General features: G+C 69.2%; 13 protein-coding genes. 5 read left to right on the forward strand and 8 right to left on the reverse strand.

Translation table 11 applies throughout. The features are described from left to right. Positions 1-17: 17 nt before the first annotated feature. Positions 18-956 (forward strand): methylenetetrahydrofolate reductase [NAD(P)H], encoded by a 939-nt coding sequence (metF, locus tag VN779_RS25970; RefSeq protein WP_325727943.1) that lies wholly within the window; start codon positions 18-20, stop codon positions 954-956. A 26-nt stretch (positions 957-982) separates the two neighbouring features. Here metF and VN779_RS25975 read toward each other — a convergent pair whose 3' ends face one another. Both VN779_RS25975 and VN779_RS25980 read right to left on the reverse strand, forming a co-directional pair. Beyond that, on the reverse strand, positions 983-2,368 hold the full coding sequence (locus tag VN779_RS25975) for a phytoene desaturase family protein (protein ID WP_325727945.1): 1,386 nt from the start codon (positions 2,366-2,368) through the stop codon (positions 983-985). A 93-nt stretch (positions 2,369-2,461) separates the two neighbouring features. After that, positions 2,462-3,652, reverse strand: coding sequence for a hypothetical protein (locus VN779_RS25980; RefSeq protein ID WP_325727947.1), 1,191 nt, complete (start codon positions 3,650-3,652; stop codon positions 2,462-2,464). A 1,302-nt stretch (positions 3,653-4,954) separates the two neighbouring features. Between VN779_RS25980 and VN779_RS25985 the strand changes: the two genes are divergently transcribed. Beyond that, complete coding sequence (locus VN779_RS25985; protein ID WP_325727949.1) at positions 4,955-5,440, forward strand: hypothetical protein; 486 nt, start codon at positions 4,955-4,957, stop codon at positions 5,438-5,440. Between the two features lie 61 nt (positions 5,441-5,501). Here VN779_RS25985 and VN779_RS25990 read toward each other — a convergent pair whose 3' ends face one another. After that, entirely contained in the window at positions 5,502-10,445 is a 4,944-nt protein-coding gene (locus VN779_RS25990; protein WP_325727951.1) for an ATP-dependent helicase, read from the reverse strand. A 53-nt stretch (positions 10,446-10,498) separates the two neighbouring features. Between VN779_RS25990 and VN779_RS25995 the strand changes: the two genes are divergently transcribed. Next, positions 10,499-10,684: a DUF3046 domain-containing protein gene (locus tag VN779_RS25995; RefSeq protein ID WP_325727953.1), complete on the forward strand. Its 186-nt coding sequence runs from the start codon at positions 10,499-10,501 to the stop codon at positions 10,682-10,684. A gap of 27 nt (positions 10,685-10,711) precedes the next feature. On the opposite strand, the gene VN779_RS26000 is transcribed toward VN779_RS25995, so the two are convergent. The 4 genes from VN779_RS26000 to VN779_RS26015 all read right to left on the reverse strand — a co-directional run bounded on the left by VN779_RS26000 (position 10,712) and on the right by VN779_RS26015 (position 14,538). Then, complete coding sequence (locus VN779_RS26000) at positions 10,712-11,287, reverse strand: TetR/AcrR family transcriptional regulator (RefSeq protein ID WP_325727955.1); 576 nt, start codon at positions 11,285-11,287, stop codon at positions 10,712-10,714. Between the two features lie 246 nt (positions 11,288-11,533). After that, positions 11,534-12,454: a chaplin gene (locus VN779_RS26005; RefSeq protein WP_325727957.1), complete on the reverse strand. Its 921-nt coding sequence runs from the start codon at positions 12,452-12,454 to the stop codon at positions 11,534-11,536. A 269-nt stretch (positions 12,455-12,723) separates the two neighbouring features. Then, complete coding sequence (locus VN779_RS26010; protein ID WP_324840934.1) at positions 12,724-12,957, reverse strand: chaplin; 234 nt, start codon at positions 12,955-12,957, stop codon at positions 12,724-12,726. A 363-nt stretch (positions 12,958-13,320) separates the two neighbouring features. Beyond that, entirely contained in the window at positions 13,321-14,538 is a 1,218-nt protein-coding gene (locus VN779_RS26015) for a hypothetical protein (RefSeq protein WP_325727959.1), read from the reverse strand. A gap of 99 nt (positions 14,539-14,637) precedes the next feature. On the opposite strand from VN779_RS26015, the gene VN779_RS26020 reads away from it, so the two are divergent. Together VN779_RS26020 and VN779_RS26025 are read left to right on the forward strand one after the other, a co-directional pair. Further along, entirely contained in the window at positions 14,638-15,384 is a 747-nt protein-coding gene (locus VN779_RS26020) for a MerR family transcriptional regulator (RefSeq protein ID WP_325727960.1), read from the forward strand. A 239-nt stretch (positions 15,385-15,623) separates the two neighbouring features. Beyond that, the gene (locus VN779_RS26025; RefSeq protein ID WP_325727962.1) at positions 15,624-15,992 is read left to right on the forward strand and encodes a cell division protein SepF; all 369 of its coding nucleotides are present in this window, start codon (positions 15,624-15,626) and stop codon (positions 15,990-15,992) included. A 77-nt stretch (positions 15,993-16,069) separates the two neighbouring features. Here VN779_RS26025 and VN779_RS26030 read toward each other — a convergent pair. Further along, on the reverse strand, positions 16,070-17,219 hold a 1,150-nt coding region (locus tag VN779_RS26030), incomplete at its 5' end, for a S8 family serine peptidase (RefSeq protein ID WP_325727965.1).

The following is a 17,219-nucleotide window of genomic DNA, read 5'->3' on the forward strand; positions in this document are numbered from 1 at the left end:
GCGGATACAGTGAACGTATGGCACTCGGCATCCCCAGCGTTCGTCCGGATCGGGCCGTGACCGTCCGCGAACTGCTTTCACGGGGCGCGCCGACGATGTCATTCGAATTCATGCCGGCCCGCACCCCCGAGCAGGAGCGGCAGCTGTGGAAGGCGCTGCGCCGGATCGAGTGCGTTGGCCCGGACTTCGTCTCGATCACCTATGGCGCCGGCGGCTCCACCAGGGAGAACACCGCGTCCGAGGCTGAGCGGGTCGCGACGGAGACCACGCTGACCCCGGTCGGCCACCTTACCGCGGTGAACCACTCGATCGGCGAGCTGCGCCGGATCATCGGCCGCTACGCCGATGCCGGGGTGCGCAACATCCTGGCGGTGCGCGGCGACCCGCCCGGCAACCCGCGAGGTGAGTGGGTCAAGCACCCGCAGGGCATCGAGTACGCGGCCGAGCTGGTGCGGCTGGTCAAGGAGTCCGGCGACTTCTGCGTCGGCGTGGCGGCGTTCCCGGAGAAGCATCCGCGCTCGGTGAACTGGGACGACGAGATCCGCAACTTCGTGGCCAAGTGCCGCGCCGGAGCCGATTTCGCGATCACCCAGATGGTCTTCGACGCGGAGCACTACCTGCGGCTGCGCGACCAGGTCGTCAAGGCCGGATGCGATATTCCGATCATCGCCGGGCTGATGCCGGTGACCCGGGCGGCGCAGATCGAGCGGATGGTCACGCTCAGCGGCGGCACGTTCCCGAAGCAGCTCGGCGAGCGCATCCACGCGGTAGCGGACGACAACGCCGCCGTGCGCCGCATCGGCATCGACCACGCGACGCAGCTGGGGGCGCGGCTCATCGCGGAGGGCGTGCCGGGCCTGCATTTCATCACGCTGAACACGTCCACGGCGACGCTTGAGGTACATCAGAATCTGCGCGAGGCACACGCTTCGGCGACTGGTCTCGCCGCTGTCTGAGGACCACGCGGCTAGCCATTAGGCCTCTAGCGCCGCGGCCGAATGAGTTCCGCGGCGTGCCAGCCTGACAGCGCAGTGAACGAGAGCCCGCTTCCCGGACGCGCCGAGGCGCCGACGTGGAAGAGTCCTGACACCGGCTGCCGTACCGGAGAGCGCAACAGCGCCGAACGCAGGCTGTTCACCGCCGGTCCATACGCCGCCCCGCCGGGCACACCAGTCGCCGCTGCTCGATCCGCTGCCCCGATCGTGTGCGCCACGCGCGCCTTTCCGCGCACGTCGATGCCACGAGCCGCCAGCAAGCCGAGGACCTCGTCGAACTCAGGCTGCTGATCGCTCGTCGCCGGGATGTGCACGGTCCAGGCCGACGGCTGCTCAGCGGCCACATGGACGCGCATCGCAGGACCGTTCTCCGCAAGCAGCACGGTCTCGTGCGGCATTGTCGGCGCATCGGCTTGGTCGACCACCAGGCACATCGTCGTCACCGCGGCCGAGTAAGAATGCTCACGCGCACTCCCGCCGAGCAGCCGCGCCAGCACTGCCTGGTCCACGCCCGCGACGACCACGTCCGCAGCGATCCGTTCGCCGCCCTCCAACACCACGCCGCTCGCCGCTCCGGACGCGGACCGCTCGATCCGCTCGACGCGCGCCCCGTAGCGGATCTCGGCGCCGCGATCCAGTACGCGCTGGCCCAGTTCCTCGGCGAGCGTGTGCATGCCGCCCACGATCCGCCACGCGCCGAACGCCTGCTCGAGGTAAACGCGGGCCGCGAGCGCTGCCGGGGCGCGACGAGGATCATCGGCTCCGGCCTGCCGCGCGTAGTCGTCGAGAAGGAGGAAGAGACCGGGCGTGGCGAACCAGCCGCTCGCCAACTGCCGCAGCGAGCGAAGGGGCGTCAGCGCGCGTCGCCCGGCCGTCGTGCGCAACAGGCGGACGAGCTCGCGCCCGCCCGCGCCGGGAGCCTCGATGAGCGCCGGCCGGATGGCGTCCCAGACCTGGCTTCCGTGATCGACGACTCGCAACCATGCCGCGCCGGCGCCGGCGCCGAGCGCTTCATCGAACGCCGCCACCAAGCGGCCGCGCGACGCGTTCGGCAGGTCGAGTCGGCTGCCCTCGGGGAAGAGGTAGCGCCGAACGGGATCGATCGGCCGCAGATCGAGCCGGTCTTCGAGCGTGGCCGCGGCGCTCTTCTTCCGCGAACCGGTCTTGATGAAGAGGTCGCGGTACGCGGCGGGCAGGGTCAGCGTGTAGGCGCCCGTGTCGAACACGAGGTCGTCGTCGTACCGCCACGAGCCGAGAGCGCCGCCGACTGTATCAGTGGCTTCACACACCAACACGCTGTTGTCGCGCGTTGCCAGGCGCGCTGCGGCCGCAAGCCCGGCCATTCCGGCCCCGACCACGATGATCCTTGCCACAGCGCACAGACTCTACCTGGCTGTGGCTGTCGTCCTACTCGCGGCCGCTGGCGGCGCGTCCGCTGCTGCCAGTGCAGACGGGCCGGGCGGTGCCTACGACCGCGCGCCGACCAGCGCCGCCAGGACACGCCGCGCGGTGCCGGTGATCGAGGCGCGGCTGCCGTGCTGGCTTTCCCACAGCGCCTCGGCCCTGGGATCCGGCGGCGGCAGGGGCTCCAACAACTGCGCAGGCGGGATGACCCGACGACCGTCGGCGACCGCGACACGACCGCTCGCGCGACGGACCGTGCGCAGCAGGGCGAGCGGATCGGGGTCCGTCGCCGCGGCGCGGTAGCCGCCGATCCGCCAGTAGGCGTCGGCGTCGACGGCCACAGTGAACCGGCCCGGGTGCGCGCGGCCTGCGCTGCCGTGTGGACGGCTGGAAAGGTGGGGAACGTGGTGACGGTGGCGCGCTACCGGCTGCGTGCGTGAGCCGCCGTCCTCTTTGGCAGCGTCTCGCCGACGCTCCGCCGGAGCCTGCGCTCGTGCGCTTGGCGACTGCGCCGCCTCCGCTTGTGACCGCGCCGCCGCGGTGGCGGTGACGGCGGCGCTACTTCGAGCGGATGGCGCGTCGGCCTGAGTCGGGGCTGGCCGGCCAGTGTCCAGCACGGCTAAGTCGAGCTGCGCGCCGCGCAGCAGCGCCGTCGCGGACGCGGCCGCGTGCGGTCCGAGCGGAGCGCAGGGCTCGGCAAAAATCAGCACTCTGCCACGGGCGGCAACCGCGAGCTGGTGGAACCGGTGCGCGTGCGGCGACCATCCGCGAGGCAGCGGCGCGGCGGCCAGCATTCGAACTCGCGGATCGTCGCCGTACTCCCGACGCAGGGCGGCTCTCGTCTCCTGTGGGCAGCCGTCATCGAGCACGACGATGTCGAGGTGGTCGACCCCGCGCTGACACAGCGCGGCGCGCACGGCCGCGACCGCGGTATCAGGCTTGTGCCGCATCGCGATCAGGACCGAGACGGGCTCACCGGCCTCGGGGGGTCGTGCGGGGGTGCTGCGCAGGTGAAGCGGAGCGGGACTGACGTGGACCTTGCGGCGGCGCGAGTCGCGCAGCATCGAGGCCGCAGCGGCAGATGTGGCGCTGACCAGGCCGGATGTGGCGACGGCAGTTGCTACGAGCCCCATCCCGACACCGATCGCGGACAGCGCCCACGGCGGCGTGGCGGGGAGTGAGGCCGCCCGGAAGCCGGATTCGAATGCTGAGACCCGCCGCCCCGAGATGGCCGGAGCGGACGCGCGCGCCATTCGGAAGGCCGACGCGTGCACCATTCGGGATAGCGGCCCGCGGGTCCGCTTAGCGGCCAAGCCCAGTGGTCCAGGGCTCGGTTCTCCGTCGAACAGTGCGATGGGGGTCACGTAAGGAGCATTACCCGGCCAAGTGCTAGACGCAGGATGAAGCACTCCATCTGGAGGATAAGCGGATAGTTAAACCGTATCGGCCCAACAAATCTGATGATCGGACAGGCGGGTTGCTCGGGACCGCCTGAGCCTGAGCCGGTGGGGCGCTGATGGGTGCTGGCGCCGCCTGGCGCGTTCGTGCGTGTGTGCGAAGGCTGGCATCCGGTGGTGCTGCTGCCAGCTTCCGGCGCGACGACACGGCGAGGCGGATCGCGCCGCGCGGGGCGGTCAGGTACCGCTTGGTTCCATGCTCGACGCGAGGTCGGGTCGAATGGAAATTGCGACGCGGCAATCACGCTCAGCACTCAGCGAAGCTTGTTCTGACAGCGAGTCGGAGTGCCTGTGACGCTCAGTAACGGGTGACGGGCGGGGTCCGAGCGCGCACCCCCACGACGCGCGCGCGGACCCCGCCGCACCCCCTCGGGCGCGCCGACACCACTCTCCCCTGCGGTGTCGGGCGGCGCCGACGTCCCCTCCCTGTGCACCCCACCCGGGCTAACCGGCGGCGCAAAGAGCTTGCAGCCAGCCGATCCACCAAGTAGGACCACCCGAGTCCCGGGATGGTTGTGGACGCAATTGGTCACGGTTTGGTAACCATCGGAGCCGAGACCGCATGATTTTTTGGTTTCGAACCCGGTTTTCCATGGTGGCGCAGGCTGAGCGCTAAGGGAAGAGCACGATCCGTAGTCGTTTCGACCGGATCGGCGCGACACGCCCGGGCCGCACGACTCGATCCGGGCCCTCATCGAGTAGCCGCGGCGTGGAGCTGCGATGACGTGGGCGCCGCACGAACGGTGTCACTGAATCGAGCGAATATTCGAGATTCGGCTGGATGGCGGGACCCGAGCGGGGTAGTGTTGGACTCGTTCGAACAAAGATTCGAACAGCGTCGCCGCCGTCCGCAGGGGGCGTCACCGCGCTCCCGCCCGAGTCGCACCGGGCTGGTCATCTGCTGTGAGCGCAGGGAGGCACCGGGGAAGCCTGCGGCCGGCGGCGACGTGGTCCCTCCCGGGGCCTGGGGGATTTGCCGGGACCCGCGTTCTTGTTCGCGGGTCCGCGACGGAACCTTCGGCGGTGCGCCGCACCTGGGCGGGTCCGCAACCGCCGTGTCCGTAACCACTGTGTCCGCACTCATACGGCAGGGGAGCCATGACGATCGCGATGTCAGAACAAGTCGACGCGGAACCCTGCGACGTCCTTCGCGGCGGCGATGGACCGGTGTATTTCCTGCTCGGTGGCCGGCTCTACGTGGTGCACGAAATCCTCGGCCGCTGGATCGAGCCCGATGTCGAACCACGGCGCGCGCGCCGCGTGGAGCCGCCAGAGGAGGCGGAAGGCGGGCAGCCCCGCGGGCGAGAACAACAGCAGCGGCAAGGGCACGGGCAGGGGATTGTCGGTCGAGGACCGAGCGAGGCCGCGGCGCCGACGCCTAGGCAACTCGAGCCGATCGAGCACGGCAAGGCGAATCGGGACCTGGAGCCGCTTGGGCAGGAGCAGAGCGCGCAGGTAGAGCACTGGCTCGTCATCGCTTCGGTCGGCCGGTTCGGCACGCCCGCCGTGTTCCGGCTGCAACGCCGTCCGGCACCGCCCTCGAACGGCCCGGATCGCTGGACGGTGCGCGCCGAGCGGCGGTGATGACTCAGGGAGCGGACGCGTCCGCCGCCGAAGGCCCTGGCCGTCGAAGCGCTGGCGATGGTTAGTGGCGCAGGCGCAATCCTTGCGGGGAGAGGGCGAACCCGGCTGCCGAGAGCGCCGCTACGACGGGAGTCGGCGCGGCGCTCGACCCGGCGGCGAGCACTGGAACGCCGTCCGTGGTGACGACAGTGAGCGCTCCGACGCGGCCATCCCGGACCGCTGCGGCAACCGCATTCGCAGCGCTGGCGAGGGTCTCCGGAGCGTGCGTCCAGGACAGTACCGTGCGGCCACCGCGCTCGATGTAGAGCACAAGTTCCCCGTCTACCAGCACCACCAGCGCGCCGGCCTTGCGACCGGGCTTGTGGCCCGGCGCGGCTGGTGCGGAGATGACCGGCGATGCTGGTGATGCAGAGGACGAGGCGGTGTCGGCGGTTGACGGGGGTGATGTGGGTGCGGGCCGGCCGTGGCTTAGCGGGCGGTCAGGCCACGGGACTGCCGCGCCGTACGGGTTCGCCGGATCGGCTGCCGCCAGCAGCAGGGTGCTTGGGGTGCGGCTTGAGGATGGCTGGTCGGAATCGCCGGACAGTGCGCGCAGGCGGTCCACCGCGCCGTCCGCCGCGAATTGCGCCGCGCCCAAGCCCTCCACGAAGTAGCCGCGGCGGCACTTGCCAGCCTCTTCGAACGCGGCCAGCACGCGGTACACCGCACTGAAACCGCCAGGCAACCGCTCCGCGGCAACCGATCCGCGGGTGACGATGCCGTATCGATCCAGCAGCACCTCACCGAGCACCTGGGCCGAGGCCGCTCTCGCTCGCGGGTCGGCCGACGGTATCGCGGTGCGCAGTCGAGACCAGCGGCCCACGGCGGTGGCCGCGACCGCGCTGGGTAGCACTGGCGTCGCGGCCGGGGCTGTCGCGGCAAAGCGCATCGCCGCGTACCGGCCGCGCGGGGTTGGGCGCTTCGCGCGGTGCGCCGTGCGGCCCGAGCCCAGCAGCGCGCGGACCGGGGCATAGGTGTCGTTGGTGACCCGGCCGGCCCAGACCAGATCCCAGAGCGCGGCGAGGACATCTGCGGGATCGGTGGGCGGGCTCGAGGAGTTGGGGCCGCTGCGCTGAACCGAGTCGGCGCCGTCCGCGCCCTGCACTTGCGCGCGGGCGGCCAGGCGTTGGGCTTCGGCCAGCGTCACCTGCTCAACCAGCGAACGGAAGAACAAACCGGCGTCCCGCTCCAACGCGGAGAGTAAGGCCCATTGAGCCGGTGAGGCGTCGTCGAGCGGCGTTGGCTCGGGCAGGACGAACGGGGCGATCGCGGCGGGAGCGAGCGCCACCCAACCGTCGTCCACGGCCAGCGCGCCGGCCCCGGCCCACACCACTTCGCCACCCGAGGTCAGCTCGTCCAGCATCGCGGGCTGATAGTCCGACACCCGGGAGGGCAGGACCAGTCGTTCGAGGGCCGATGCCGGTATCGGGACCCCGGCCAGCTGTTCGACGGCGCGCAGCACTCCGTCGACGCCGCGCATGCGCCGATCCGGTCGCTCGCCCGGTTGGCCGACCGACTGCCAGAGCGGCAGCATCCGGGCCAGCGCGGTGGGGCCGACCGGCTCGGCCTGCTGACGCAACGCAGCCACGGTCCGCCTGCGCAAGCGTCGCAGTACCCTGGCATCGCACCACTCGTCCCCGCTGCCGTCCGGCCGGAACGCGCCACGGATAACGCGCCGATCCGCGGCAAGTCGCTCCAGGACGCTGACGCATACTGCGACGCCGAGACCGAAGTGCTCGGCGGGCTGGCGGGCCGAGAACGGCGCGTGCGTGCGCGCGTAACGAGCCACCAGGTCGCCGAGCGGGTCGATGACCGGTTCGGTGAATGCCTCGGGAACGCCGACCGGCAGTGGCACGCCAAGCGCGTCGCGCAGCCGCCCAGCGTCCTCGATCGCGGCCCAGCGCTCCTCTCCGGCGATTCGAACTCGGATGACCCGGCGTGAGCGTTCCAGGCCGGAAAGCCAGGCGGCGTCTATGCCGCGCCGCGCTGCCTCCTCGGTGGACAGCGGGCCGAGCAGCCGCAGCAGGTCGGAGGCATCCTCGGCGTCGCGGGCCGGCCGGTCCGTGGTCAGATGTTGCAGTTCGGCCTCGAGCGCGGAAAGCACCTCCACGTCGAACAGGTCGCGCAGCTCCGGCTGGCCGAGCAGTTCGGCCAGCAGCGACGGGTCCACGCTCAGCGCGGCGGCCTGACGTTCGGCCAGCGGCGAGTCACCCTCGTAAAGGAACTGGGCGACGTAGCCGAACAGCAGCGACTTCGCGAACGGTGACGGGGCCGCGGTCTCGACCTGCACCACCTTGACTCGCCGTGCCTCGATGTCGCCGAGCAGTTCGACGAGCCCGGGCACGTCGAATACGTCTTGGAGGCACTCGCGCACCGTTTCCAGCACGATCGGGAACGAGGCGTACTTCGAGGCGACCGCGAGCAGGTGCGAGGCGCGCTGCCGCTGCTGCCACAGCGGCACCCGCTGGCCGGGGCGGCGGCGCGGAAGCAGCAACGCGCGGCCGGCGCACTCACGGAATCGCGCGGCGAACAGCGCCGAGCCGCCGACCTGGTCGGTCACCACCTGTTCGATTTCGTCGGCCGGGAAGCGCGCGCACGCATCGAACACGCTTTCGATATTTGCGCGACTGTCCGTGCCCGCGTTCACATCCCCGTCCAGTTCGGCCCACGGCTGCTCCCAGTCGGTCTCCGGCAGCCGCAGCACGATCCCGTCGTCGCCGTGCATCACCTGCGCGTCGAAGCCGAACTCCTCACGCAGCCTGGCGCCGATGGCCAGCGCCCACGGTGCGTGTACCTGCGCTCCGAAGGGCGAGTGGATGACCACGCGCCAATCGCCCAGCTCGTCGTGGAAACGCTCGACCACGATCGTGCGGTCATCCGGTACGTGCCGGGTGGCTTCGCGCTGCTCGGACACGTAAGCCAGCAGGTTGTCCGCCGCCCACTCGTCCAGCCCGGCAGCATGCAGCCGCTCGGTCGCCTGCTCTGGCTCCAGCGCGGTCAGCTCGCGGGTGAACGCACCAAGCGCCCGCCCCAGCTCCAGCGGTCGGCCGAGCGCGTCGCCCTTCCAGAAAGGCAGTCGGCCAGGCTGGCCCGGCGCCGGGGAGACCAGCACCTTCTCGTGCGTGATGTCCTCGATCCGCCAGGATGAGGTGCCGAGGGTGAACACGTCGCCGACCCGCGACTCGTACACCATCTCCTCGTCCAGTTCGCCAACCCGCCGCCCGCCGCGTTTCTCGTCCCCGCCGACCAGGAAGACCCCGAACAGGCCGCGGTCCGGAATCGTGCCGCCGGAGATGACGGCAAGCCGCTGCGCACCCGGTCGCCCGGAAATCGTGCCGGCCTGCCGATCCCACACGATGCGCGGCTTGAGTTCGGCGAATTCGTCGCTCGGATAGCGACCGGCCAGCATGTCGAGCACGGCTTCGAACACCGAGTCGGTGAGTGTGGCGAACGGCGCCGCCCGCCGCAGCAGGTCCAGCAACTCGCCGGTGTCCCAGCTGTCCACCGCGCACATCGCCACCAACTGTTGGGCCAGTACGTCCAAGGGGTTGCGCACCGGCGCGATCGCTTCGATCTTCCCGGCCCGCATCCTCTCGGCGACCACCGCCGCCTGAAGCAAATCGCCGCGGAACTTGGGGAAGATCACGCCGCGCGAGACTGCGCCCACCTGGTGCCCGGCTCGGCCGACCCGTTGCAGCCCGGAGGCCACCGAGGGCGGCGACTCGACCTGCACGACCAGGTCCACCGCGCCCATGTCGATGCCGAGTTCGAGGCTGGAGGTGGCGACCACCGCGGGCAACCGCCCGGCCTTCAGCGCCTCTTCCACCTCGGCCCGCTGTTCCTTGGACACCGAACCGTGGTGCGCTCGGGCCAGCAACGGCGGCGCTCCCGAGGCGGAACCGGACTGTCCCATGAGCTCGGCCGGAACGCGCGACGGCGCTGTGGCCGGACCGAAGTCGCGCGCTGGCGTCAGGTCGTCTGCGGACGCACCGGCGGGCACCAGCACGGGATCGGGCGCGAGCAGGTCGAGGCCGAGCCTCGCCGCGTGGATCTCGTTGAGCCGGTTGCACAGGCGTTCAGCTAGGCGCCGGGAGTTGGCGAAGACCAGGGTGGAGGTGTGCTGCTCGACCAGGTCGGCCACTCGGTTCTCCACGTGCGGCCAGATGGAGGCCTTGCGCCGACCCGCCTCGTCGGCCGGAACCGTCTCCGGGTCCGTGTCCACGGTTTCCAGCGCGGTCAGGTCCTCGACGGGGACCACGACGCGCAGGTCGAAGCTCTTGGTGCTCGGCGGTGCGACGATCGTGGCCGGCCGGGTGCCGCTGAGGAATCTGGCCACCTCTTCGGCCGGCCGCACCGTGGCGGACAGGCCGATCCGCTGCGCGGGCTTGGCCAGGATGTGGTCGAGCCGTTCCAGGCTCAGCGCCAGGTGCGCGCCACGCTTGGTCCCGGCGACCGCGTGCACCTCGTCCACGATCACCGTCTCGACCGAGCTCAGTGCCTCGCGCGCCTGCGAGGTGAGCAGCAGGAACAGTGATTCGGGGGTGGTGATGAGGATGTCTGCCGGGCTGGTTTGGAATTTTCGCCGCTGCTCTGACGGGGTGTCACCGGACCGCACGGCGATCCGTACGTCCGGTTCCGGCAGCCCGGAGCGCACCGCCGCCTGCCGCAACCCCGCCAGCGGTGCACGCAGGTTGCGCTCCACGTCCACGCCGAGCGCCTTGAGCGGTGATATGTACAGCACCCGGCAGCGCTGGCGGCCGCTTTCCGGCGGCGGCCCGAAGGCCAGCCGGTCGAGCGCGGCGAGGAAGGCAGCCAGGGTCTTACCCGAGCCGGTCGGTGCGATGACCAGCACGTTGTGACCCCCGCGAATCGCGTCCCAGGCGCCCGTCTGGGCGGCCGTGGGCTCGGCGAACGCGCCGTTGAACCATTGCCGCGTCGGCTCCGCGAACCCGTCTATAAGACCCATACAGACATCTTCCCTGCCCCCACTGACAGTTTGGCGCCGGATAGGCTTCCTGAGTGCGATTGACGGTGTTCTGGGAGCGGATGAGAGAGCAGTTCGGGTCCGCATATGTGGACTCGTTCGCGCGTGACCACGTGATGAGCGAGCTGGGTGGGCGCACCGTGGTGCAGGCTCTTGAGCAGGGTGTTTCGGCGAAAGAGGTATGGGCTGCGGTGCGCCGGTCGCTCGATTTGCACGATTGACGCGTGCGCGGCTGTTTACTTGGCCGCCTAGGCGGTTGACGGCGTCGGGCTTGGCCGCAATCCGGCGGCGAGGACGCGGCTGAGATAGGCGAAACTGGCGTCGGTGTCGGTCGGCGCTCGATATCCGAGGCCCTGTTCCAAGCTGACGAATCCGGTCACCGCGGCGCGCACGCTGCGAACCGCGTGTACGAGGTCTTCGCCTTCGAGCCCGAAGCCGCGCACGACCGCGTATGCGACATTGACCAGCCGTTCGGCGGCGGCGGCAAAAGTCGGATCGTCATAAGAAGCGCGCTCGGTCAGCGCATGCCGATGCGGGTACTGGCTGGCCAGCCTCCGATACTCAGTCAGATAAGCCTCCAGCGCGTCGTTTCCGGCGCGCCCCATGACCACAGAGCCCATCTGATCTGCCATCTCGTTGATGATGCGGATGGCGAGCAGCCGACGCAGTTCGGGTAGCCCGCGAACGTGCTTATAGAGCGACGGCGCGGCCACGCCGGTGGCGTCGGCGATCGCCTTGAGGGTCAAGCCGTCGGAGCCGCGCGCGTCGAGGATTTCGAGCGCCGCGTCGACGACCGCGTCAGGAGAGAGCCCCGCCCTCGGCATCCAGCCACCTCCGAACCCAGAATCGCCTACTAGCTGAAAAGCTAATTTGATTAGCCGAGGCGAGTCAAGGCGAGTCCCTATAGGCCCGCAAAAGGCGTTCGTCCCGGCGCGCGAGGCGGGCCGGGACGAACGGAGGGGGGAGGAACTGAACGGAAGCAGCGGCGCAGGAGGGACGGCGCCGCGCTCAGATCAGAGCGTGCCGCCTGAAGAGGTCAGGGCGCCGAGGCACTCATGCGAGCGGAGCCGTTAGTGCGAGCGGCTCGGGAAGCGCTTGCGCAGCAGGACGCCGCCGCCGATCAAGCCCGCACCGAGCGGCGCCACGACGAGCGCGCCCGAACCGGTGTGCGCGAGGACACCGGTCGGCGTGCCCGATGATCCGTTCCCGTTCGAGCCGCCGTTCGGCCCGCCGTGCGGGCTGGTGCTCGTCGGAGAGGCAGTGGACGACGAGGTGCTTGTGGAGGACGGGGTACCGGGCGCCGAACTGGTCGGCGTCGCGGTGCTCGTGCCGGACGGCGGGCACGGCGTGGTCGGCGGAGGCGGCGGGGGAGGAGTGCAGCCGCAGGTGGTCGGCGGGGGAGTCGGCTGAGTCGGGGTGGGGGTCGGCGGCGGCGGAGTGGTCGACCCGCCGCCGTTCGAGCAGGAGTTGCCGGTGACCGAGTCGAGGATGCCGATGACGTCGACCTGGTTGCCGCAGACGTTGACCGGCGCGTTGATCGGAACCTGGATCACATTGCCGGAACCGACACCAGGCGACCCCTTCGAGCTGCCTGACGCGGTGGTCGAGCCTGAGCCGCCGTTCGAGCAGGAGTTGCCGTGGTCGGTGTTTCCGACCCCGATCACGTCCACCTGGTTGCCGCACACGTTGATCGGCGCGTTGATCGGGATCTGAACCAGATTGCCGGATCCGATGCCGGGAGAGTGCTTGGCGCTGCCGGACGCCGATGTGCCGCCGTTCGGTCCGCCGGCCGCGCTCTCGCCGCCGTTTGAACAGGAGTTGCCGGTGACCGAGTCGAGGATGCCGATGACGTCGAGCTGGTTGCCACAGACATTGATCGGTGCGTTAACCGGCAGCTGGATCAGGTTGCCGGAGCCGATGCCAGGGGAGTGCGAAGTCTCCCCGCTCGCCGTCGTGTCGGCGTGCGCGCTGGCCATCCCCAGACCTGTCATGAGCAGGCCGCCTGTTGTCATCCCGAGCATGACGCGGCGTTTCGTCGAATAGTGCATACGTGAACCTCGTGTCTATCAATGCCAACCCGATTACCAAGGGAACGAGGTGTGACGATCGGGGTTACCGCAAATCCGACGAATCCTGCGGACGAGTGAATTCCGGTGCTGCGGTACAACCAACGGTCTTGTACGACAACCAAAAAACGGGCGGAGCCCGGCGCGCGCTAGGCGGGCCGGGCTCCAGTCGGCCGGGCTAAGCCGGCCGGCGGTCAGTTCTCGCTGTGGTTGTCGAAGACCGAGTCGAGCAGACCGATGATGTTGACCCCGTTGCCGGTCACGTTCACCGGGATGTGCACCGGAATCTGGGTGTTGTTGCCAGAGACGATGCCGGGGGAGTTGGTCGCCGAGCCGTCGGCCGAGGTGTCGGCCATGGCCGCGCCGGCGCCGGCCAGGACGACGCCGCTGGTGGCCGCGGTCAGCACGGCGAGCTTCTTGAGGTTCATCGGATTCCTCCTTGCCGCGGCCCGATTCCGGGACCCGCGGCGGCGGTTCGGTTTGTCACTACTCAGGGCACTGTGTCGTCCCGGTCAAGCCTGGCCCTCCGCGCAATGCCGTTCCCGGCAGTGCCTTCTTCGAACCCGGTCCCCCGGCGGCGTCACGTGCAGCCCAACGAGCCCTGTCCACGGGGAGGTACGGATGCGGTGTGTTGATCCTTCTTTCCGGCGAACCTACGATCAGCCAAATGTCCGTCGGTTGGACCTCCAGAGAACGCAACTCCCGCCGATCCGACTGGTCGACGGGAGTTCGTAGGCTGATCTGATTCAGTTCGATTTGCGGTCTCGCCGCTCGCGCGCGTGGCGTCCGCGTCAAAGCTGCGAGGCGCCGTCGCATTCGGCGCTCGGCGTGCCACTCGGCCGCGGACTGGCCGACACATCAGACTCCGTCGACTGCAGCAGCGGGTCGGAGGAGGCGTACGGGTCGACAGTCTTGCCTGGTATCCCCGCCCCAGCCGAGCCGAAGTCCGGATTGATGAAGCCGTTGTAGACGAAGCAGGTCGAGTTGGCGATGTTCACCGCGAAGCGGACGACCCAGCTGGTGCCAGGGGTGACGTTGTACTTGCCCGGTGTTGATATCGAGATCTGGTAGATCCGGTGGACGACCGAGCGGCTCGGCGAACCGTCGGTGGCGGCGGGGCCGACCGCGTACACGAAGCGATAGTCGCCGGTGATCTGTAGATCACCCTTCTTGTCGACGCTCGCCGACATTGTCCCGTTGACCTTGACGATGTGGCCGAGCAGGCGCGTGGTCTTCGGGTTGAAGCGGGTGACGAGGGAGACGGGATCGTCCTGGTAGCTCGGCGACCGCAGCCATTGCTCGAGTTCGCCGCCCAGCTTTTCCAGCGGGTCGATCAGCTTGGTGAAGTCGGTGACCGGGCCGCCGTCGAGGATCGTCGCGTCGAGGTTGCCGGCAGCGAGCAGCTTCGCCATCCGCGCGTAGCCGTCCGCGACCTGGGCGGCCGAGAAGGAGCCGACCTTTGCGGCGCTGGGCGTCACGATCCCGTTGGCGTTGTCGGCCCAGGCGAGCGACGGCGAGCCGCTGAAGTACTGGTCGTCGGGGTTCGTGAACGTCGCGGACGGCGTCGGGCCGGCGGACGCGCCCGATGCGCCAGCCCAGGGCTGTGCGGTGCCCGCGGGCGTTGTATTCAACGGAGCCGGGGCGTGGTGACGCGGATGGAACAAGAACACGGCTATGGCAACGGTGACGACGAATATCGCCGCGTTGCGGAGCATTATCCGCGACGAACCGCTCCCGCTTCGCTTGGTTTTGAGCTGCTTGGTCGCCTTCCGCGGCTCGCTTGGCGGCGGATTCGCAGCGCGGAAGGCAGACGGGCCGTCGGTGCGCCATCCGGTCTGCGTTGGCGGCTCCTTCGCCCATTTGGCCGCCAGTTCGCGGGTCCGCGCGCTCTGTTCTTTCGCGGCGGCCGCCTTGATGAAGTCCTCGTCGAGGACGATGTCGAACGGGTCTTCGGAGCCTGTCGCTGACGGCTGCTCCGGCTCAGACGTTCCCCCCGGGGTGTTATCCACCGGTGGATGCTAGCGGTTCGAAATCTTGTATGACAAACCTTTCGGCTTGCGCTTGACGCAGCGTCAGCGCCTAGCGTCTTGGGCGAAGGAGGAAAGACGGTGAGCTGGACTATTACGCAGGTCGCGCGGCTTTCGAGAATCACGCCGCGGACGCTGCGGCACTACGACGCGATCGGACTGCTGCGGCCGGCCGGCACCGCTGCGGGCGGCGTGCGCTTGTACGAGCGCGAACAGCTGCTGCGGCTGCAACGGATCCTGCTGCTGCGCGATCTCGGTCTCGGCCTCGACGCGATCGCGTCGGTGATCGACGACCAGGATCGGCGCGGTACCCGCGACGTGCTCGACCGGCACCGCACCTGGCTGCAGGCCGAGAGTGAGCGGCTCGCGCGGCTGGCGCGCACGGTCCAGCGAACGATCGATGGGATGTCGGGAGGAGAGGAAATGGACGTGGAGGAGTTGTTCGAGGGCTTTGACGCTTCGCGGTATGAGGCGGAGGCGCAGGAGCGGTGGCCGGAGGGTGTGGCCGAGTCGCGTAGGCGGACCGCGAACTGGAGCCGGGATGACTTCGCCGGCGCGGCGCAGCGTGGCGTCGACCTGGCGCAGCGGTTCGCGACGTTCGCGGCCGAGTCCGTGCCGGTCGACGACGAGCGCACGCAGGAAGCCGTGGCGGAGCACTACGAGTGGGTGTGCCTGTTCTGGACACCCAACGCCGCGGCGTACCGCGGGCTCGGCGAGATGTACGTGGCCGATGAGCGCTTTCGGCAGTACTACGACAAGCACGGCGAGGGCACGGCGCAGTACCTGAGCGATGCGATGGCGGCCTATGCCGCGGCGAACCTGGCGTAGCGCCAGGCGCGGCGAGCGGTCGAGGCGGCTGTCAGGCGTATACCACCTACCTCCGACAGATTCGGCGCGTCGCGAGTCGTCCAAGCGGAAAACCGGCTAGCGTAGACAGCTAAGAAGAGAAACACTCGAATGAGCGACCCGCTGACGGGGCATCACGCGCGTAATACGCCGTGATTCATGCACCGAAGGTGAGTGCTCGGCGTGGCAGATTGACAACTGGTCCAGAAGGGAGGCGTGCGATGGTTTCGAGCCGCAGGGCGACCGCCCCGCATTTGGTGCCGGTCGACGACGGCGAGCGGTGGTACGGCGAGGAGCTCGGAGCGCAGCCCGGCTACCGGATTGCGACCGTGCGCCCGCAGAGCTTCACCGACGCGAAGGTGATCGGCGAGTTCTTCCGGGACGGGATCCCGGTCATCATGAACCTCGCCGACTTGGAGGAGGCGGACGCGAAGCGGATCGTCGACTTCGCCTCGGGTCTGATCTTCTCCCTGCGCGGCGGAATAGAGCGGGTGGCATCCCGGGTCTTCCTGCTTTCGCCACAGGGCACTGAGCTGATGGACGGCGTGCACAGCCCGTCCGCCGACCCGGGCTTCTTCAACCAGGACTAACACCGGCTAACAAGCTTTAGGCCGCCGCCCACGGGATTGTGGGCGGCGGCCTACTGTTTCGGCTGCCACTACTGCTGCTAGGGCTGCGGCGGCTGCTGGTATGGATTCTGTTGCTGGTACGGGTTTTGCTGCTGGTACTGGTTCGGTTGCGAATAGGGCGGCTGGTATCCGCCGCCGCCGTACTGACCCGGCCCCGTAGGCGGCTTCGGCCCTCCCCGTCCGCGCCGGGAGAGCACGACGATGAGCAGAACGATGCCGATGAGGACGATCAAGCCGACCACCACGCCGATGATCAAGCCGGTGTGCGACGAGTTCGAGGAGGAAGCGGCGGCGGTAGGCGAGGCTGAGGCGTTTCCGTTCCCAGCCGAGCCGGAACTCGGAGTCGCGCTTGCGCCGGATGATGAGCCGAGCAGTGGGTTGGAGGTGTCGGACGGCGCGGCGGCTTGTAGTGCCTTGAGCGGGTCGATGATGCCGTAGCCGTACTGGTCGCTGCGTTGGCCGGCTGTCTGACCAGAGCCCGGGTCGGCTGTGCTGATCAGGGTACGAATCACCTGACCTGCGGTCCAGTCTGGATGCGCGCTGCGAATGAGCGCGGCCGTTGCGGAGACGTAGGCCGTGGCTTCAGAGGTGCCGGACGAGGTGCCTTGCTGACCGAAGTTGTTGTCGCGGTAGATCTGCACGCCCGGAGCGCCGACTGTGGTGCGCGATCCGTAGCTCGACTGCGCCCATAGCTGACCACTCTGGTCGATCGCCCCAACGGCGACAACGCCCGGGTAAGCGGCTGGATACTGCACGGCGGTGTTGCCGTTGTCCTGATTGCCGGTGGCGGCGACGACAACGATATTGGCCGCGACTGCCTGGGCGATCGCGCCGGACACGTCGGGGCCGAGATCGTTCGCGCCGCCGATCGACAAATTGATGACACCAACGTGCTGGCTCACGGCATAGCGAATTCCGGCGGCGATGTTGGGTCCGAACAATCCGCTGGCGCTGGAGGCGTCAATACGGACCGGAAGAATTTTCGCGGACGGCGCAAGGCCGGAGACGTGCGCGCCGTTACCTGCGATGACTGAGGCCATGCCAGTGCCGTGACCATCGTTATCGGTGTCGGTCCTACCGTTGCCGCCACTCGTCGTACCGTTGGCGTAGTCCGCGCCCGGGAGTACCTGACCACTCAAATCAGGGATCGACGCGACACCGGAGTCGAGAACTGCCACAGTGACGTTC

It is taken from the genome of Actinocrinis sp. (genome assembly GCF_035605935.1).
GTDB lineage: Bacteria > Actinomycetota > Actinomycetes > Streptomycetales > Catenulisporaceae > Actinocrinis.